Origin of the sequence: Nocardia sp. NPDC006982 (genome assembly GCF_042869435.1) — a bacterium.
Classification (GTDB): Bacteria; Actinomycetota; Actinomycetes; order Mycobacteriales; family Mycobacteriaceae; genus Nocardia.
Genome location: NZ_JBIAFV010000007.1, coordinates 1 through 19846, shown reverse-complemented (window position 1 = coordinate 19846; position 19846 = coordinate 1). Strand labels below are relative to the sequence as shown.

Genomic DNA, 19846 nt, shown 5'->3' with positions numbered 1-19846 from the left:
GACAGAACTACACCGGATATCGCTGATCCGGCGTTCACACGGCAGAGCCCCGACTTGTCCTGGCTATCCACCCGCCCAAGTCCGGGGCTCCGCCGAGTCTGGCGGTCGGCGTATTGGCAGTCCCAGCAGTGGGCGGCGGCGCGGAATCCGACCGGTCGCTATGCGAGGCTGCGTGCGATGACCAGTCGCTGAATCTGGTTGGTGCCCTCGAAGATTTGCGTGATCTTGGCTTCGCGCATATACCGCTCGACCCGGAAGTCGCGGGTGTAGCCGTAGCCACCGAATACCTGAACAGCGTCGGTAGTGACCTTCATAGCCGCATCGGTGGCGATCAGTTTGGCCACACTCGCCTGGCGTGAGTACGCCAGCCCCGCATCGCGTCGCCGCGCGGCATCGAGGTAGGTGGCGCGGGCCGAATCGACCGCGGCAGCCATATCGGCCAGCAGGAACCCCAGACCCTGGTGGTCGATGATCGGCTTGCCGAATGCCGTGCGCTCTTTGGCATAGGCGACGGCTTCGTCGAGCGCGGCCTGGGCCAGTCCGGTCGCGACCGCGGCAATGCCGAGCCGACCGGAATCCAGTGCGCTCAAAGCGATTTGGAGACCCTGCCCCTCCGCACCGATCCGTCGCTCGACGGGCAGGAACGCGTTGTCATAGTGCGCGGTCGTGGTAGGCACCGCGTGCAGCCCCATCTTCTGCTCGGGCTTGCCGAAAGTCAGGCCGGTGGTCTCACGTGCCACCAGGAAGCAGGAAATGCCGCGCGACCCCTCGCCCGTGCGCGCGAAAACGTTGTAGAAGTCGGCAATGCCGCCATGAGTGATCCAGGCCTTGGTGCCGTTGACGAGATATCCGCCGTCGACGGGAGCGGCCTTGCATGCGACCGCGGCGGCATCCGATCCGGCCTGCGGCTCGGACAGGCTGTACGCGCCGATCGTATTGCCGCCCAGCATCTCCGGCAGCCAGCGCTGCTTCTGCTCCTCGGTGCCGAAGGCCAGTAGCGGATGACAGGCCAGGCTGTGCACGCTGACCGCCACCGCGATCGCCGCCCACCGCGCGGCGATCTCCTCGAGGACCTGCAGATACACCTCGTACGGCTGGCCACCGCCACCCCATTCGACCGGGTACGGCAGGCTCAGCAACCCGGCCTCCCCCAGTGTGGCGAACACACCGCCGGGATAGGTCTCGGCCCGTTCGTGTTCATCGACGATCGGCATGAGGACTTTATCGGCGATGTCTCGGGTGAGCTGGATCACTTCCCGGGCTTCGGTGGTGGGCAGCAGACGTTCGACGGCCACAAGACTCCTCGCCTACGAATAACAGTACTGAATTACTGACTACAGTACTGAGCGGAACCCAGTACTGCAAGAGCCTCATCAGTACTATTCGCTGATATGGAGCAGCTCACGCGCGCAGGATTCGCCACCCGGCGGCGTACCGAACTCTTCGACGCACTGGTCGACCTGTTTCTGACTGAGGGATTCGCACACCTGACCCTCGACGAGATCGCCGCACGGCTGCGCTGCTCCAAATCGACCCTCTACACCCTCGCGGGCAGTAAGGAACAGCTGGTCCGGGCCGCCACCGTGCACTTCTTCCGCCGTGCCACCGACGATGTGGAGACCGGCATCGCGCCGATCACCGATGCCCGCGAGCGCATCACCGCCTACCTGTCCGCGGTCGGCACCGCCCTGGCCGCCGCCTCCGACCGGTTCATGGCCGATCTGAGCGGTTTCGCGCCCGCGCGGGAGATCTACGAGAAGAACACCAGGATCGCCGCCCGACGGGTCCGCGAACTCATCGATGAAGGCGTCGCGGCGGGCGAATTCCGTGACGTCCACGCCGCCTTCGCCGCCGATATGGCCGCGACCATGATGGTTCGCATCCAGCAGGGTGGAGTGCGCGAGCACACCGGACTAGACGATGCCGATGCCTACCGCGAGTTGGCCGCCATCCTCACCGCAGGCATCAGCGCCTAGCCTCGCCCAGGGCTGCCACAGCCGCTCCACCGACACCGCCACTCGCTCGATACTCGAATAGCGAGGGCGCACAAGGGATGTGGATCTGCGCGACTACCACCCGAACTGATTGCCGCCCTCGACGAGGTGACCGCCGTCGCCAGTACGGCCGTCGGCATCGACGCACCGCGTCGGAGCTCAATGATGAGCACGAACTCGCACCTCGGCCCGAAGCACGCCACCGGTGTGATGTGGCGGCCGGACGCGAAATCTGATGTGATCGGTGCCGGGAGGGATGCCTGATGCCCAGTTCAGCATGTGATCGCCGCCGGCCGATGATCGCAGTACTCGGCGGTGTCGTTGCCATCGCGACGGCCGCCGGATGTACAAGCAACGACCCGGTCCCGTCACCAGCACGGTCGTCGGGCAGCGTCACCACATCGCCCGTCGCGCCGCCGCCGTGGACGCCGGCCGATCTGACCTACCATCCGTGCAGCGTGCTGACTTCGGACGATATCGCCCGCTACCTGCTCGCATCCGACGGCAGCGCCGCCACGCCGCCACGGGAACTGCCCCGCTGCTCCTGGTCCTCCATCCAAACCGCGATCGCCGGCAGTTTCACCGTCTCGTTCGCCCCGCACAACACCGATTTCAGCGATCTCGAGCAGCGCCAGGTTCGTAATCCACTCGAGCGGACGGCCACTATCGGAGGCCGGCGTGCCGTCGTGCAGCCCGAACTTCGTCCCGACGGCCGCAACGGCAGCTGCTCGGTCTACGTATCGGTCCCCTCCGGCGGATCGTTCTACCTCGGGATCGCCGCCCCCGGCGTTGCCACCGGAGTCGACTGGGACGTCTGCGCCAAAACCATCGACATCGCCACCACCATCGCGGGACGCCTGCGCTGACCCGCGCGCCATTTCGTCAGTGCCGCGGACGATCCGATGCTGCCGCCGCCGGAGCCATGCCCAATCCGAATCTCGTTGCCCAGCAATCGGATCCGGCATCATTGGGAGCGGAGGCATACTCGGTAACGCGCTCGATGGCGCTCGAATGCTTTCTCCGAGTGGGCATCAGCCGCAGCACGAGAGCGTCAGCCGCGGGCGTTGCTGACGACCGGCACCAGATACCCGCGCGCGAACTCGGCGAGCTCGTCGTCGGACCGCAGCGGCGTTGTGCCGTGCGGGGCGAGGATGAGGGAATGGACTACGCGGCAGACGATTTCAGCGCGGGTCATCAGGTCGTCGGCGTCGGCGAGTAGTCCGCGCTGGACCGCGCGTTCGAGCGTGGTGGCGGTTGCGGTCACGCACATGGCGAAGGTGGTGGCGCCGTCGACCGTCAGTTTCATGATCACTCGCTCAGGTTCGATCGCCAGCATCCGTTCGACCATAGGATGTGTGCGCCAGCGCGTGACGACCGTGACGAATATGTCGGCGACGAGATCGCCGATGCTGTCGTGCCGTTCGGGCATTGCGGCGAGTTCCGCCAGCAGCGTCGCGACCTCGCGGCTGATCACGGCCTGCACGAGATCATCGCGTGAGCCCACCCGCCGGTAGACCGTCACACGATCCACCCCGGCCTGCCGGGCGACGTCCTCGATCGTCGTCTTCTTGACGCCGACCTTCGCGAACTGCACGAGGGCGGCGTCGAGGATCCGCGTCTCGAGATCGTCCGCATCATCGCGGCTCAGGGCTGCTTTCGACGCCGTCTTCACCCGTTCGACGCTAGCAGATAACATGCGCCGTGCAACAATCCAAGCAAAAATGTTGCCCGCAACATTGCAATGAAATTTGTGGCACTGTACGGTCTGGATATGGCTGACACGGCTGGCGCGACGAAGCGCACCTACGGCGACGACGTGCATGCGATCAATGCGCGCGATGTCCATTTCGAGTTCGATTCCGTGCCGATGCACTACATCCCCGGCGAGGTGCTGGCCACCCACATCGTCAACGTCATGCATCTGGTGCTGCCCGAGGGTGAGCGGGCCATGGCGCAGGCCCTGTCCGAGGCGCTGCCGCATCTTCACGAAGAGCGGCTGCGGGAGGAGGTGATCGGCTTCGTCGGGCAGGAGACCATGCACGCCAACAGCCATGAGGCCGCGCGCATACATCTGCAGTCCATCGGCCTGGACGTGGACTCCTATGTCCGCAAGGTGGCGTGGCTGGTCGACCGCATTCTCGGTGATCACGGCCTGACCGGACGAGCGAAGGACGAGTGGCTCAAGGAACGTCTCGGCCTGTTCGCCGGGATGGAGCACTACACCGCCGTGCTCGGCGAATGGCTGCTCAACGCGGACATTCTCGAGGAAAAGGGCATGCATCCGGCCATGCTGGATCTGGTCCGCTGGCACGGTGCGGAGGAGGTCGAGCACCGCAGCGTCGTCTACGACGCATTCATGTACGTCGACGGCAGCTACGCACGCCGAGCACGGACCGCGATCCTGGCGAGCCTGACCCTGCTGCCGTTGTTCATCGTGTCGACGGCGTACATGTACCGCAAGGACCCGCAGGCCGACAAGGGCAAATTCTGGTTGCGACAGTTCGCCAGCGCCACCCGCCGCGGCGTGATCCCCAGTTGGACAGTGTTCCTCACCGAGATCCCGCGCTATCTGCGGCCTGGCTTCCACCCCTCGCAGCTAGGTCCGATGGACAAAGCGCTGCGGTATCTCGGACACTCGCCCGCCGCACGGGCGGTGGGTCACTGATGGACAGGCCTACCGATGCCGCGCCGGTGATTCTGCGGATGCTCAATGGGATCATGGACGCCTACAAGAGCGTCTTCGTGAAAGGCGGCGCCGCGCCGCTGCTGTCACGCCCGAAGCCGGTGCGGCGCACAGGATTCGACCTGGATGTACGCATCGAGAGCATCGAACACCAGACAGCCGATGTGGTGAGTCTGACGCTGCGCGCGGCGGCGGGTGGCCCGCTGCCGACGTGGCGGCCGGGTTCGCATGTGGATGTTTTTCTGCCCTCCGGACGCCAGCGGCAGTATTCGCTGTGCGGTGACCCGTCGGATCGCTTCCGCTACCGGATCGCGGTGCGCCTCATGCTGGACGGCGGCGGGGGCTCCCGGGAGGTGCACGAGACGCTGCGCGCCGATGACCGGCTGCGAATTCGCGGCCCCCGCAACGCATTCACCTTCGTCGACGCCCCGTCATATCTGTTCCTGGCCGGTGGCATCGGCATCACACCGATCCTGCCGATGGTCAAGGCGGCGGGCGCCCGCGGTCGGCTGGTGTACCTCGGCCGTTCGCGCGACACCATGCCGTTCCTGCAGGAGTTGCCCGGCGCGGATATCCGTCCCGACGACGAATTCGGTGTCACCGACATCGCCGAACTCATCGCTGGCGCGGAACCGGGTGCGGCCGTGTACGTCTGCGGACCGCCGCCGATGCTGGCGGCGGCGCAGCGCTGCATGTTCGAGCTGAATCCGACCGGGTCGCTGCACACCGAGCGATTCTCGGCGCTACCGGTCACCGATGGCCGCGCATTCGATATCTCACTCGCACGCACCGGCGGCACCGTTCGCGTCGCCGCGGACGAGACCGCACTGACCGCGCTTCGCCGCCGGCTCCCGGATATCGCCTACTCCTGCCAGCAGGGCTTCTGCGGCACCTGCAAGGTCGGCGTCGCCGCCGGATCCGTCGAGCACCGCGACCGCCTGCTCACCGAATCCGAACGAGCCGATCACATGCTGGCCTGCGTATCGCGCGCCGCCGGCGACGCGCTCGTACTCGACCTCTGAACGGCGGGAGACCGATCGATGAAAACCATTGGAGCATCGCCGCTGACCGCCTTCCAGCGCATCACCCACCTGAACGTGGTGGCAACCGGCTGGTCGCGCTGCTGCATGCAAGGAGCCAATAGATGAACGCGGAACACACCCACATTGCCGTCGTCGGCGCGGGATTCGGCGGTATCGGGCTCGCGGTGAAACTCCGGGAGGCCGGATTCGAGGATTTCGTCATCCTGGAACGCGCCGACGATCTGGGCGGAACCTGGCGCGCCAATACCTATCCGGGTTGCGCCTGCGACGTTCCCTCACAGTTGTACAGCTACTCGTTCGCGCCCAATCCGGACTGGTCGCGCACCTACGGGAAGCAGACCGAGATTCTCGAATACCTCCGTTCGGTGGCCGTCGACCACGATGTGGTCGGCTTCATTCGCTTCGGCGCGGAGGTGCTCGACGCCCGCTGGGACGAGACCGCATCGCTGTGGCGCATCGAGACCACGCAGGGTTCGCGCACCGCGGACTTCCTCGTATCGGCAGCGGGTATCTTCGCCGAGGCGAAGTATCCCGACCTGCCTGGTCTAGAGACCTTCGCGGGCAACAGTTTTCACTCGCTGCACTGGGACCACGACCACGATCTCACCGGCGAGCGCGTCGCGGTCATCGGCACCGGAGCCTCCGCTGTGCAGTTCGTTCCCGAAATCCAGCCCCGGGTCGGCAAACTGCTGTTGTTCCAGCGGTCCGCGCCGTGGATCGTGCCGCGCATGGATCGCAGGACACTGCCCGCCGAGCGGTATCTGCTGCGCAGTGTTCCCTTGGCACAGAAGGCCGTTCGCGGTCTGTGGTACTCAGCGATCGAGGCTTTCGGACTGATCTCGCTGGTGGACCAGCGCTTCCGGCATCCCTACGAGGGGCTGGCACGGCTGCAGCTGTTGCGGCAAGTGCGAAACCCGCTGTTGCGCAAGACCTTGACGCCAGACTATGTGATCGGCTGCAAGCGCGCGATCTTCTCCGACGCGTATCTGCCCGCGCTCGACCAGCCCAATGTCGAAGTCGTCACGCAGGGTATCGCCGAGGTGCGTCCGCATTCGATCGTGCTGCGCGACGGCACCGAACACGAAGTCGACACCATAATCCACGGCACCGGGTTCACCTCGATTCCGACCGCCTACGAACGGCTCATCGGCCGGGACGGGATCTCGCTCGCCGAGCTCTATCACAAGCGACCGCAGAGCTACCTCGGTGCGGCCGTCGCGGGATTTCCCAATTTCTTCTGCACGCTGGGCCCCTTCGGTGCGGCCGGAAACCAGTCGGCCATCTACATGATCGAATCGCAGATCGCCTACATCGTCGATGCTCTGAAATCGGTGCGCCGTAACGGAGTTCGCCGCGTCGAGGTGCGGCCGGAAGCCCAGGAACAATTCCTCGCCGAAATGGCCCAGCGCAGTGCGACCAGTGTCTGGCTCACCGGCGGCTGCACGAGCTACTACACCACACCCGACGGGCTCAATGCCGGGCTGTATCCGAACTGGAGTTTCGAATACCGCCGTCGCACACGCGCTTTCGACGCCAATGCTTACGAGGTGACCACATGACAATCGGGGTAATGCCGGGCCGCTACGACGTGGACGGCAAAGTCGCGTTGGTCACGGGCGCCGCGCAGGGGATCGGCCGTGAACTGGCGGATATTCTCCACGCTCGCGGCGCGTCGGTCGTGCTGGTCGATATCGACGGGGACGGCGTCGCCGCGGCCGCGGCTGCCCTGGGCCCGCGCGCCCTGCCGCTCGCTGCCGATGTGGCGGATCGAGACGCAATGCGCCAGGTGATCGCGGACGCTGTCGATCACTTCGGGTCTCTGAACGTGACGGTGGCCAACGCCGGTGTGGTGCCGCGCCCCGCCACCCTGCGCACACTCGAGGGCCGAGACTTCGACCGCGTCATCGATATCAACCTGACCGGCGTGTTCAACACTGTGCGCCCGGCACTCGATCACATTGTCACCGCCCGCGGCCATGTCGTGGTGGTCTCCTCGTGCGCAGCTTTCGCACCGGGGATGGCGGGTGCGCCCTACATGATCAGCAAAGCGGGCGTGGAGCAGTTGGGACGGGCACTGCGCGTGGAGCTTTCACCGTTCGGCGCGACCGCGGGTATCGCCTACTTCGGCATTGTCGACACCGCCATGACCCATGACACCCTCGACGGTGACGATGTCGGTCGCGCCCTCGACGATCTGCTTCCGTGGCCACTGAACCGACGGATCACCGCGGCCCAGGCCGCGCAGTCGGTGGCCGACGGTATCGAACGACGTGCTCCGCGCACCATCGCACCCGCGACCGGCTGGAGCGCGTACGCGCTGCTGCGCGGAGCGGTGAACGCGGTGCTCGACACCCGCCTCACCCGTGACGCGCGCGTGCACGACCTGGTGCGCGCGGTGGAAGCGCGGGTTCGGATATGAGCGAGCGCGGCGAGCGAACCATCGACACAGCCGCCAAAGGGGTCATGGGGGCCGAATCCGCGTCCCGCCGGGCTCGGGCCCTACGGCAGATCTCGAGTCACACTCTGCGTCCGGTCCTGGCCACCCTCCCGGTCAACGCGCACACGCTACCGGCCGCCCGGGTGTTCATCGACCGGATCATGCGCGCGGTCGCGCCGGTGCTCAACGGCACGGTCGTCGAGGCCGTCGAGGACGGTCTCGTTCGCGCCGAATGGGTGCGGGGCCCGCGCGCGACCCGCGACGATGCCGCCATCTTGTATGTGCACGGCGGCGGTTTCATCACCGGATCCGCGCACTCGTATCGCGGTGTCACATCACGGCTTTCGACCGCGACCCGGCTGCCGGTCTTAGCGGTGGACTACCGGCTGGCTCCCGAAAATCCCTACACCGCAGCGGCATCCGATGTCACGGCCGCCTATCGTCTACTGCGCGAACAGGGATTCGCCCCGGACCGGATAGCTATCGCGGGCGACTCCGCGGGCGGCTACCTGGCCACCGATTTCGTGATCGACAGCGCCGATCGCGGTCGTAGGTGCGCGGCTGCCCTGCTCTTGTTCTCGCCCATGGCTGACCTCGCACTGGAACTCGCTCGCCGCAGCGGTCGCCGCGATGCCCTGCTCGACCTGGCCACCGCGCACGCCGCCATCGCCCACCTCACCGACGCGCCGCAACAACTGCGTCCCCGCTCGGGAACGCCATTGCCACCCACGCAGATTCATGCCAGCCGGGATGAACTCTTCGCCGCCGACGCGATCGCACTCGCCGACCGCCTCAGCGCCGCGGGCGCACCATGCGACCTGCGCTTGTGGCCCGACCAAATGCACGTCTTCCACACCCTCGCGGCGCTGGTACCCGAATCTCGAACCGCATACCGCGCATCCGGCCGGTTCGTCATCGAGGCCCTCGAACCCACTGCCGCACACGCAATCTGAAAGAAGTACGCTATGCGCTCCGATACCCTCTGCGCGGCCTTCCAGCACACCGCCGCCATCGATCCCGACGCTGTCGCGGTGCGCACCGTGGGCGGCACCCGGGAACTCACCTGGGGTGAATACGCCGCCCAGGTGCGCCGCATCGCCGCCGGCTTCGCCGCGCTGGGCATCGGCCGCGGTGACACCGTGGCCCTGATGATGGGCAACCGCGTGGAGTTCTACCCGATCGATGTCGGCGCACTGCACGCCGGAGCCACGTCCTTCTCTGTCTACAACACTCTGCCGCCGGAGGGGATCGCCCATGTGCTGAGCAATGCGGGGGCGGCGGCGGTGGTGTGTGAGGCGCAATACCTCGACCGCATCAGACGCTCCGGCGCGGCCCCCGCGCGTATCGTCGTACTGGACGGCGACCCGGTCGAGGGCGCAACGACTCTTCAGGAGCTGCAGACGCTCGGCAGCAGCGACTTCGATTTCGAGAAGTCCTGGAAAGACACGAAACCCGACGACGTTGCCACCCTCATCTACACCTCCGGCACCACCGGCAATCCCAAGGGCGTCGAAACCACACACGCCAATCTGCTGTTCGAGGCCTATGCGCTGGCCCAGGTGCTACCGATCGAATTCGGCGACCGGATCACCTCGTTCATGCCCTCGGCCCATATCGCCGACCGGTTGACCGCGCTCTACCTGCAGATAGTGTTCGGCACGCAGGTGACGGTGGTGGCCGAACCCGCACTCATCGCGGCCGCGCTGCCGGACTGCCGCCCGACCATCTGGGGTGCGGTACCGCGGGTGTGGGAGAAGCTGAAGGCCGCAATAGAACTCGGCGTCGCCAACGAACCCGCTCCTATGCGTGCCGCGGCCATGCGCTGGGCCCTCGACACCGCACGCAAGCGCATGGACCTACTGCGCGCCGGAGAGCCCGTTCCGGCCGACCTGGCCGCCGAATTCGAGAAGGCCGATGCCACTGTGCTGTCGGCTCTGCGCGCGAAACTCGGCTTCGACGAGCTGAAATGGGCCGTCTCCGGCGCGGCGCCGATCCCCGCCGACACCCTCGCCTTCTTCGCCGCACTCGGACTGCCCATCTCCGAAATCTGGGGCATGTCCGAACTCACCTGCATCGCCAGCGTATCCCCGTATGCCCCAACCGAACTCGGCACGGTCGGGCGTCTGGTACCAGGTATGCAGATGCGGCTCGCGGACGACGGTGAGCTGTTCGTGCGCGGCCCGCTGGTCATGAAGGGGTACCGCGGCGAACCCGGGAAGACGGCCGAAGCCATCGATGCCGATGGCTGGCTCGCCACCGGCGATGTGATGACCCGCGACGACAACGGCTGTTTGCGCGTCGTGGACCGCAAGAAGGAACTCATCATCAATGCGTCGGGAAAGAATATGTCTCCCGCCAATATCGAGAACGCGGTACGCGCGGCCTCCGGTCTGATCGGCACCGTCGTCGCCGTCGGCGACGCACTCCCCTATGTCACCGCACTGGTGACGCTGGATCCGGACACCGCGGCGAGTTTCGCCGCCGAGCAAGGACTGCCGGTCACCGCCAACGCACTCGTCGAGCATCCGGACATCATCGAACGAGTCCGCGCCGCTATCGATTCCGCCAACCAGGTCCTGTCCCGCGTCGAACAGATAAAACGCTTCCGGCTGCTACCCACCTTCTGGGAACCCGGCGGCACCGAACTCACGCTCACCATGAAGCCGCGGCGCAAGCCCATCAACGAGATGTACGCCGCCGACATCGAGCTGCTCTACACCGACCCGCAGCCCGCCGGTGTGCACACCCCCGCCACGAAGGAGACCGTCTCCCGATGACCCGCTGGTTCGCCCTCGCCGACAGCGACGACACCCTCATCCAGAACGGCCCGATCCGCTTCCGCCACAGCGTGATCGTGCCCGCCGAACCCGAACGCGTCTGGCAAGTCCTCACCGCCGACGACGCCCTGGTTTCCTGGGCTCGCGGCATCACCGGCGTCGACTGGATCACCCCGCGCCCCTTCGGTATCGGCACCCGTCGCGCGGTCACCGTCGGCCGCGGCGCCGCCGCACTACGGGAACGCTTCTACCGCTGGGACGAGAACAAACAGCTGACCTTCACCGTCGAGGCCGCCAACCGACCGGGCTTCCGCCGCTTCGCCGAAGACATCACCCTCGAATCCCACCCTGACGGCACCTACCTGACCTGGAGCTTCGCCGCCGAGGCCGAACCCTGGTTCGCCGCACTTCTTTTCCCGGTCCGACCGATCATCAACCGGGTGACACGGTCCTGGACCGAAGGAATCATCGAACGGGTGAAAGACTAGGACCCTGCGCGGGGGCGGTTTGTAGGCGGTGAGGTCCACACGGGCGGCGGCTCGGGCGTAGGCGATGTGGGAGCCGGGCCAGACGGCGACGACCTTGCCGTTCTCCCGCAACCCACGACGCACCAGTACTCGTGTCCACATCGCCGCCACGACCCGAATGCTGCTTCAACTCCGCTACCTTCCGGATGTAGAAAGGCAAAGTCGGTTTCCGTAGGCCTGAGCTGCAGATTCACGTTGCGCAAACAGCCAACTTGCCGAAATCGGCATCAACCCCCCCGAACGCCTCGACAATCGGCGTGCGTTGTCGGTGTTCACCGGCGACGGGTTCGACACCGCCATCAGGTCGTGGCCAGCGGGTCGACCGGCTGGTCGCCGATGAGTTTTGTGGACCCGCGCCGTCAGTACATTGACGGCGCAATGACCAGCGAAGGAAAGGAACGATCATGGCACGTCCGGTCGTGCACTTCGAGGTGATCGGCAAGGACCCGGATCGCCTGCGGCAGTATTACGGGGATTTGTTCGGGTGGACGTTCGATACACCCTCCCCCGTCGCGCGCGAGGTCTCCGAGTCGGACAGTTATGGATTCATCGACCTGGTGACCTCCGACGATGGGACCGGCATCCGCGGCGGCGTCGGAGGCGGCGAGGGTTTCAGCAGCCATGCCATCTTCTACATCGCCGTTCCCGACGTCGAAGCCGCGCTCCAGCGTGCGGAAAGCCTTGGTGGCAGGCGTGTGATGGGACCGGCCACTTCGCCCAGCGGCCTGGTCATCGGCCATTTCACCGATCCCGAGGGCGCACTGATAGGCCTCGCCGGAACCGCCTGACCAGGCTTCGCGATATAGAGACCCGAGCGGCCATCCATCCTTGGTGAATCCGTGATACGGATGCGCGACCGGGCTTGCGGTGAGGTCGATGATGGTGCGGGCCGACACGTCCGCACACTCCCGGTCGTATCGCCGGGGGTGGGGACGGATGTATACGTGGAGTCTGCGTCGGCGGCAGCCGGCAAATATTCGGCCACCGCACCCGGGGCCACGAAATCGGTGTGAGCGAGGGGGCACCACGCCCGGACGCTTCGGGGCGGATTGCCGCGCCGGAGCCCATCTTGCGGATAACCTACTTCCTGAGCCACCGGGGCACAGACTGCCCTATGCCCAAATCCGCCATTTCCTTCTCGATGGCTCTCGCCGCGAAATGCAGACCCATGGACCGCAATTCATGAATTCGCCTGTGCAGCGCAGCAGTACCCCCTGGGGCAGCCGCGATATGGGCGATACCGATAGGCACCGCGATAGAAGTCAGCGGTCGATTCGCCATGCCATCCAACCTTTCTGCCACTCCGCTCATTCAGTTCGACGATAGGCAGGAACGAAGTGTCTCCACATGAGTCTCGGCAGTTAGGTAGTGGTCCGACATCAGTACCCTGCGGGGTGAATCACGATTGCTGGTCGAGGTGCGGCATGATGAACCGTTCAGCAGTGCTGGAAACTCTGGGTCGCTATTACCGTTGAACTGCCACCGCCAGCATGGTCACCATTTGCACAGGGCGTCTTGAAGAAACTCGCACGACGAAACAGGCCACGAAGACGCACCGATTGTTGCCACACGATGGGCAGCGCGATCGTACGTGTCCATGTCTCGGCCAGGAGCCGCAGTGAGGCCATGCATAAATCGAGTCAACGGAAACCGAAAGCACAGCCGATCAACCAGATGACGCGGTCATGATGGCCAGGTAGTCGCTGACGTCCATATCGAGCAGCGCCCAGATAAGATTTACGCCCGGTGCAGAATATCGACCGTATCGAGGACATAGGAGTACTAGGAGAGTTCGACACCGGGAGAATCTTTACTTTCGTCCCGCCCAATCTCTGATCAGCCGACGATCCGCCCGCCGGGTCGGCCCACGCGATCGCGATCGGACCGATGATGCGAACATAGCGAAGACTACGGCCAGCACGCACTTTTTCGAACGTCGTCAACTCTCCTGGATATGCGCCCACCCGTAATACTTGCTCGGGGCATGCCGAATCCCACAACTTCGACTCAACGTGTGGTGTAACGATCATCAGCTGATAGGTTGATATCACACATCCGCAGATCGGTGGGATTTACGAGATTTCGTTGACAGCGTGTCGGACCGAACGGCTACTCTGCTCGTTGTGTCAGCGCAACCCCCCTTCGGTAGCGGTTCTCTTCCAACAGCCGCCAGTGATTTCGTCGGACGAGATCGAGAGCTGGAAAAAATCGCAACCCTATTTCTGGCTTCGACGCGACTGATTACCTTGATCGGCGCGGGCGGCATCGGCAAGACCCGGCTCGCGACCGAAGCCGTCCACCGCTATCACAAGGCGCGGCGGGTGCCGATTCACTGGGTCCGGCTGGCCCGACTCCCCGCGGGCTCGGATGCGACGGCGGTCGAGGACGAGCTCGCTCACTCGATCATCGACATGGACTTCTCGAACCGGTCGACCTGGGATGCCTTGATCGATAAGTTGACCAAGACCGAGGGCACCAGCCGCAATCCGCAGGCCATTCTGGTGATGGACAACTGCGAGCACGTACTCGACGGTGCCGGACAGGCGATTGCGGCGTTGCTGGATGCGGTGCCCGGACTGACCGTACTGGCCACCAGCCGCGAGGCCATCGGCTGGGTCGACGAGCAGCTGGTGCCGGTCCCGGCACTGTCACGCGAACAGGCGCTCGCTTTGTTCCGCGCCCGAGCGGAGTTGACCGGTCACCCTATCGCCGGTGATGACGACGCCGCGGTCGCCGGTTCGATCTGCTGGCATGTACACAACCATCCCCTCTACATCAGGCTGGCCGCCGCCCGGCTGACGCGTCAACCGTTGCCGATGATCCTGCGTGATCTCAGCGGCGAGGACGGCGACCGTCGGCTGCGCTGGTCGCATGGCCCACGGGTCGGCGCAGACGAAAGACATTGGCGCATCCACGATGTCATCGCCTGGTCCTACGACCTGTGCCGCGACGACGAGCGCCTGCTTTTCGAGCGGATGTCGGTCTTCGCCGCCGGTTACGACAGCAATACCGACGACGAGCACGGCACGTCGAGGCGCGATGTGGGGGCCGAACTCGAAGCGATCGAGGCGGTGTGCGCCGACGACGACGGCGCTGGCATCGCGCGCAAGGAGATCGAGGGTTTGCTCGAACGCCTCGTGGACCAATCGCTGGTCACGGTGCACCTGACACAGAATTGTGTCCGGTACTCACTGCTGGAAAGCTTGCGGGTCTTCGCACAGCAGCGGCTGCGCGAGCGATCAGCGGGCGCGGAATGGCAACGGTTGGCCAGCAGGCATCGACGCTACTACCGGGACAAGGCCGTCCGCGCGGGGGCCGATTGGTTCGGCCCGGCTGAGCAAGAGTTGCTGGACTGGGCTCGTGCGGCGTGGGACAACCTGCTCACCGCCATGGACAGCAGCCTCACCACGCCCGGGGAATCCGCGATCGGACTAGAGATCGCGACCGGACTGATCGCCCTGCGTCTTCCGTTCTTCATCGGTTCCCTGCGCGAGTCCCGCCGCTGGGCGATGCGCACCCTGGAAGCGACGCGCAGTCTCGATCCCCAGCCGGTCGAACTCCAAACCGCCTCGATGGCGCTCACCGCATGGGTCACCTCGTGCCAGGGCGTGCACGACGAGGCCGCACAGATCCTCGACGAATGCGTCGCCGCTTGCCTCACCGATGCGGCAGCGAAATCGACCTGGCGAGACGATCCGGTCGCCGATCTCGGTCTACCCGCGCCGGTCGACTTCGCTTGGGGCACCGAACTTCTCTTCGCCAATGATCCCCGCTCGATAGTGGTCCTGGCACGTGCACGCGAGCGGTTCCGCGAATACGGCGATCGGGGCGGCGCCTCCATGAGCGAGTTGTTCCAGGCCCTGGCGGCCGGACTGCTGGGCACAGCGACACAGGCATTGGAAATCGCACAGGCCTACCTCGACCGCGCCACGCGGTCCGGTGCCCGATGGGCACACTCCTGGGCCGAATTGGCCTGGGCGATAGCACTGACCAAGCACGGTGATCCACACCAGGCATTGGCCGTCGGGCGCGCCGCACTGACGAGTCAACTGTCGATGCGCGACCAATGGGGAGCGATCTGGGCGGTCCACATCAGGACGTGGACACTGGCACGGTTGGTTGCAGACGCGCGCGTCGAGCACGGCACACAACCGGATTCAGCGCTTCGGTTGGCCACCGAGATCGCCAATCTCGTCGGCGGCGCCGGCACGGTACGGCAGAAACTCGGCGTGAATATCGCCAACCTCGGGCCGTTCGCCACCGAAACAAATAGGGCGATTGCGGTAGCCCGAGATGCGCTCGGACACAAGGCCTTCGAAGCCGCCGCGCACGAAGGCTCGATACTTCGAACTGAATTCGACGAAGTGGCTCGACTGGCGCTGGGCACCTTGTCGTTGAACAAGCTGGCCCTCGACCACCCGATCCGTCGACACCGCCCATCCAAATGGAGCGAGTTGTCGCCCGCCGAACGCGAAGTGGCGGTATTGGCCGCGGCAGGCTGGACCAATACCGCGATCGCGGCAAGCCGTGGCAGTTCGTTCAAAACCGTTGACGCACAGATCGCTTCGATCTTCAGCAAGCTGATGATCAACTCGCGAGCCGATATCATCACCCTCGTTCCCAGCGATACCCGGGCGAAGGTCGCACAGGCCGCCGCCCGCCGCCCGCCGCAGCGAAGACATCGGTAGCCGAATCGGGCTGTCCACGACTCGGCCGCGCGCCCAATTCCCGCATCGAACCGGCCACAGTGTTCAATTCGGTGGCGATTTCGGCCAGTACTTTCGAGACCTCGATCGCATTGGCTCGCAAGAGATCCGTTGACAGCGGCGCCTCATCCGCGGCGAATCGCATGACCTCCCGAATCCCGGTGCCCGCACAACCGCAACACCGCATCGTCGGCGCCTCGAATGCTCGCCGCCAATGCCGACGCGACCAGATGCGGCACATGCGAGATCCGGGCAACGGCCCGATCATGCTCGGACGGTGTCATCATGACCGGGTGCGCACCGGTCAGGCCGACCAACTCGACAACGGCGTCGATCGCGGCCGGACTCGTATCAGCAACCGGTGTGAGGGCCCACGGTCGGTCTCGGAACACATCGGCTGACGCGGCGAGCGGACCCGAACGCTTACGACCGGCCAATGGATGGCCACCGACATAGTTCTTCAAATCGCAGCCGATCATCTCGGCATCAGCCGTAGGAGCCACTTTGACGCTGCCGACATCGGTATAGAAATGTGCGAGCGATTTGACCTGACATTCGGCGAGTACTGTCGCGATATCACTCGGCGGCACGGCCAACACCGCGATATCGACCGGCGCCGGGGGCAGACCGACGACTCCCGCTCGCCGCGCCGCTGCCATGGCGACCGTATACGGATCCTGATCGCACAAATACGTCAGAATTGCCTGCTTACGCAGGGCGAGTGCGATAGATGTTCCGATCATTCCGGTGCCGATTATCGCAACCTCGCGCACCGACCGGTCCGGCGGCATCTTCACCGCAACCGACAGATTTCCGAATTGAGGACATCACAAATTTTCATTACCCGACCTCGTTGGGCTCGGCTCAGAACGGTACGAGGTGCCTGATTGGGCGAGCTGATCCCGATGGGCAACAAGCTACTCGGCATGCACCGACGGTTCAATAGGGAATGCACATAGGTAGATAATTCTCGGCAATTACCTATCAGCAGTCGCTACCTACGCGATCCCATTTCGTCGCGACAAAACAGGTGGCGCAAGTTCGTACAGCGATCACCGATGCCGTAGACCTACTTATGGTCCCATTCTGGAGTTCGACAGACCGGAATGGAGAGGTGTGAAGAGCATGGTGTGCTGTGTGCTGCTCGCCGGGCTCATGGTGTTCGGGCCGCGTGGTGTGCGTATCCACCGCGCCTTTCGAGCCCGTCGCCAGGGCCGGCGGCCGAATCGTCATCCACTCGAAATCGCCGTCTCCGGTCATCTCGTCGAACCATCGCATACGACAGCCCTTTTCGTGCCCGCCCAGTCAGCGGCGGCGCGCACACCACAGGAGTCGACATGAGCACAGCTGCACCGGTTCAGGAGTCCGCGTCGAATATTCGCCTGCGCGGACCCGCGACCTCCCGATGGTTGCGGCGCACTCTTGTGCTCACCTCGCTGGTCTGGACCGCCGCGGCGGTCCTTCCCCAAGCTCTCGGGATGTCGGATGCGTGGCGGGCCTTCGGCACCGGACTCATCATTCCGGGCGCCGGTCTGTTGTACGCGATGCCGCCGCTCGACCACACCTTCGCTACCGAGGTTGTCGTCGGCCATGCCGTGGTGCTCTGGGCCGAGGTCGCTCTCGTGGGTGCGGCGGCGCGCCGCGGCCGCGGTCTGCTGGTCGCTGGGGCAGTCGCGCCGCTGGTGGCAATAGCGGTCGTGGCCGTGCCGACGTTTGTCGTGGTGGCCGGTCATATTGCCGCGTTCATCGGCGTGCTGGCCGCCGCGAGTTGGGCATTCGCCTTCCGTTCGATAGCGCGGTCGGACTATGTGACCCTGCCGACGATCGTGCTCGTCGCCGCCGCGGTCTCCGCGGCGCTGACGCAGGTGCACGGCGACATGCCGGGACCGATGACATGGGTCTGGTGGGGTGCTCCCGTTGTCGCGGTGGGGCTTTCGGCATTCGGGTTGATTCGTGAACGCATCCGGCACGGTGCCGCCCGTCGCCTCGGGATCGAACGGGAAAACTATTTGGCCGGACGGCGAGATTCGGCGCGGACGAATCCGGTACCACTCGACCATCGGACGGGTACGCCCGAGGTGACCGAGGCCGATACCGATCAGCTGCGATTGCTGCGATATCTGATGAGCATCGCCGCGCAGCCGCTCGACAACTGGGACGGTTTCGACGCCGAGGGCGCGGGCCCGTTGCAGCAGTACCGCTATCAGCTCAATGCCATCGGCTGGGCACTGGCGATGTACGGGTACTCGCATACCCCCGCCTTGCGCGGACCGCTACACCGCGCACAACTCGACCTCCTCACACGCATGCAGGACAAGGCGGTCTGGGGATACTGGTACCACCAGAATCTATTGGGCAATTGGGATTTTCGCGCGCGACGCGCGGATCCGGTCGACGTGCCGCAGAACATCATGTTCACCGGCTACCTCAACCTCCAGCTCGCCATGTTCCGGCAGGCGACCGGTGACCGCCGCTTCGACACACCCGGCTCGCTCAGCTTTTCCTGGTCCCCCACCGAGGAATTCGCCTACGACCACCCGACGATCAACGACATCGTGATCCGAAACTTCGGCGGTGAACTCGGCCTATGGCCGTGCGAACCGCTGCCGGTCGGCCGCGGCCGCAAGCACGGCCTGATCTTCCCGTATTGCAATGCGGTGAGCACGGCGGGCGTCGCGATACTCGACGCACTGACCGGGACCGGCCATGCCGCCGATATCAGCCGCCGCTTCCGAAGCGGCCTCGATACCGAGTTCACCGCCGCGGACGGCGATATCGTCTCCTTCATCGCCTCCGGACTCGGCTTCACCGCACGCGCATTCCGAGGACCGGCAACCACCGCGTCGGTCGCTGCTTTCGTCGCACCGCTACTACCCGATCTCGCGTGGCGCGCATGGGAAATACTGCTGCGCGAATGGTTGACCACCGACCGCTTCCGGCACCTGGGCACCGGCGGATCCGAATCCCCGATCGTCGCGGACTGGGGCTCACAAGCGGCAACCAACGCCGAATCCTTCGCGGCGGCAATGCTGCTCGCACAGGAATGCGGAGAATCCGATTGGTGCGCCGAACTCTGGAGCGCGGCGACCGAGCAGCTGAGGTTCGGCGAATATGCTCGACAACCAGGGGTCTGGAGCTTCGACGCGGCCTCCTTGCACGCCAACGGCATGCTGGGACTCGGCGGGCTCGGCCGCACCCACGCCCTCACCGACATGATGTCACGGCCCCGGCCACCGCAATGGAACGCAGGGCCTCGGATCTTCGACTTGCCACATCCGAATGTCCTTGTGGCGAAAGCAGTTTCCGATGGCTACGGCCTGGATGCTGTCGTCTGCCCCGGCCTCGGACCGGGCCGATTCACGCTAGTACTGGATCAACTCACCCCCCGAGGCCGGTATCTGATCCACGGTGCGGTGGAACGAGAAGTGACCGCCGACGCGACCGGCAGCGCCCGGATAGCGGTCGAACTCGAGACCTCGAGCACCATCGCGGTGCGGCCGGTGCCGCACGGCCCTATCTAGGAAAGGACGACCGGTAGGGTCGATAAGGCTCGGTGGAAGGGGCCGGGTCGCCAGGTCAGCTTGTCGGGGGGAATCGCCAACTGCATGCCGGGCCGCGCGTCGAGGAGTTGGTCGATGGCGTCTTGGGCGATCAGGTATGCCGCGGTGCGGGCGGGACA

The 19846-nt window shown here is 65.3% G+C and carries 16 protein-coding genes and 1 pseudogene; 13 read left to right on the top strand and 4 right to left on the bottom strand.

Annotated elements, in window-relative coordinates; translation table 11 throughout:
* Nucleotides 1-158 precede the first annotated feature (158 nt).
* Nucleotides 159-1295, bottom strand: a complete 1137-nt coding sequence (locus ACFYOW_RS27085) for an acyl-CoA dehydrogenase family protein (RefSeq protein ID WP_387292466.1) — start codon at nucleotides 1293-1295, stop codon at nucleotides 159-161.
* A gap of 96 nt (nucleotides 1296-1391) precedes the next feature.
* On the opposite strand from ACFYOW_RS27085, the gene ACFYOW_RS27080 reads away from it, so the two are divergent.
* Nucleotides 1392-1976 (top strand): TetR/AcrR family transcriptional regulator, encoded by a 585-nt coding sequence (locus ACFYOW_RS27080; RefSeq protein ID WP_387292464.1) that lies wholly within the window; start codon nucleotides 1392-1394, stop codon nucleotides 1974-1976.
* 281 nt (nucleotides 1977-2257) lie between these two features.
* On the top strand, nucleotides 2258-2860 hold the full coding sequence (locus tag ACFYOW_RS27075; RefSeq protein WP_387292462.1) for a DUF3558 domain-containing protein: 603 nt from the start codon (nucleotides 2258-2260) through the stop codon (nucleotides 2858-2860).
* Nucleotides 2861-3045: 185 nt separating this feature from the next.
* Here ACFYOW_RS27075 and ACFYOW_RS27070 read toward each other — a convergent pair whose 3' ends face one another.
* Complete coding sequence (locus ACFYOW_RS27070; RefSeq protein WP_387292460.1) at nucleotides 3046-3816, bottom strand: TetR/AcrR family transcriptional regulator; 771 nt, start codon at nucleotides 3814-3816, stop codon at nucleotides 3046-3048.
* Between ACFYOW_RS27070 and ACFYOW_RS27065 the strand changes: the two genes are divergently transcribed.
* The 9 genes from ACFYOW_RS27065 (at nucleotide 3766) to ACFYOW_RS27025 (ending at nucleotide 16149) form a co-directional block, all read left to right on the top strand.
* The gene (locus ACFYOW_RS27065) at nucleotides 3766-4659 is read left to right on the top strand and encodes a metal-dependent hydrolase (RefSeq protein ID WP_387292458.1); all 894 of its coding nucleotides are present in this window, start codon (nucleotides 3766-3768) and stop codon (nucleotides 4657-4659) included. The two genes, ACFYOW_RS27070 and ACFYOW_RS27065, sit on opposite strands and share 51 nt — an antisense overlap.
* A complete protein-coding gene (locus tag ACFYOW_RS27060) occupies nucleotides 4659-5699 on the top strand; it encodes a PDR/VanB family oxidoreductase (protein WP_387292456.1) in 1041 nt (346 codons plus the stop codon). Before ACFYOW_RS27065 ends, ACFYOW_RS27060 begins: the two co-directional genes overlap by 1 nt.
* Before the next feature lie 122 nt (nucleotides 5700-5821).
* A complete protein-coding gene (locus tag ACFYOW_RS27055) occupies nucleotides 5822-7279 on the top strand; it encodes a flavin-containing monooxygenase (RefSeq protein WP_387292454.1) in 1458 nt (485 codons plus the stop codon).
* Nucleotides 7276-8139 (top strand): short-chain dehydrogenase/reductase, encoded by an 864-nt coding sequence (locus tag ACFYOW_RS27050; protein WP_387292452.1) that lies wholly within the window; start codon nucleotides 7276-7278, stop codon nucleotides 8137-8139. Before ACFYOW_RS27055 ends, ACFYOW_RS27050 begins: the two co-directional genes overlap by 4 nt.
* Nucleotides 8136-9110, top strand: a complete 975-nt coding sequence (locus ACFYOW_RS27045; protein WP_387292450.1) for an alpha/beta hydrolase — start codon at nucleotides 8136-8138, stop codon at nucleotides 9108-9110. Before ACFYOW_RS27050 ends, ACFYOW_RS27045 begins: the two co-directional genes overlap by 4 nt.
* 12 nt (nucleotides 9111-9122) lie before the next feature.
* Entirely contained in the window at nucleotides 9123-10934 is a 1812-nt protein-coding gene (gene fadD11, locus ACFYOW_RS27040; protein ID WP_387292448.1) for a fatty acid--CoA ligase FadD11, read from the top strand.
* A complete protein-coding gene (locus ACFYOW_RS27035; RefSeq protein ID WP_387292446.1) occupies nucleotides 10931-11422 on the top strand; it encodes an SRPBCC family protein in 492 nt (163 codons plus the stop codon). The genes fadD11 and ACFYOW_RS27035 overlap by 4 nt, the downstream gene beginning before the upstream one ends.
* A 443-nt stretch (nucleotides 11423-11865) precedes the next feature.
* Nucleotides 11866-12249 carry a VOC family protein gene (locus ACFYOW_RS27030; protein WP_387292445.1) on the top strand — a complete coding sequence of 128 codons (384 nt, stop codon included), beginning with the start codon at nucleotides 11866-11868 and terminating at the stop codon, nucleotides 12247-12249.
* A gap of 1335 nt (nucleotides 12250-13584) precedes the next feature.
* Complete coding sequence (locus ACFYOW_RS27025; protein WP_387292443.1) at nucleotides 13585-16149, top strand: AAA family ATPase; 2565 nt, start codon at nucleotides 13585-13587, stop codon at nucleotides 16147-16149.
* Nucleotides 16150-16292: 143 nt separating this feature from the next.
* Here the strand turns inward: ACFYOW_RS27025 and ACFYOW_RS27020 are convergent, their stop codons facing one another.
* Nucleotides 16293-16958 carry a prephenate dehydrogenase/arogenate dehydrogenase family protein gene (locus ACFYOW_RS27020; protein WP_387293210.1) on the bottom strand — a complete coding sequence of 222 codons (666 nt, stop codon included), beginning with the start codon at nucleotides 16956-16958 and terminating at the stop codon, nucleotides 16293-16295.
* 325 nt (nucleotides 16959-17283) lie between these two features.
* Here ACFYOW_RS27020 and ACFYOW_RS27015 point away from each other — a divergent pair, with 325 nt between their 5' ends.
* Nucleotides 17284-17508, top strand: coding sequence for a hypothetical protein (locus ACFYOW_RS27015; protein ID WP_387292441.1), 225 nt, complete (start codon nucleotides 17284-17286; stop codon nucleotides 17506-17508).
* Nucleotides 17505-19688 carry a hypothetical protein gene (locus tag ACFYOW_RS27010; RefSeq protein WP_387292439.1) on the top strand — a complete coding sequence of 728 codons (2184 nt, stop codon included), beginning with the start codon at nucleotides 17505-17507 and terminating at the stop codon, nucleotides 19686-19688. The genes ACFYOW_RS27015 and ACFYOW_RS27010 overlap by 4 nt, the downstream gene beginning before the upstream one ends.
* Here the strand turns inward: ACFYOW_RS27010 and ACFYOW_RS27005 are convergent.
* Nucleotides 19685-19846 (bottom strand): annotated as a pseudogene (locus ACFYOW_RS27005) (cytochrome P450); the annotation flags it as partial. The gene ACFYOW_RS27010 and the pseudogene ACFYOW_RS27005 overlap by 4 nt on opposite strands.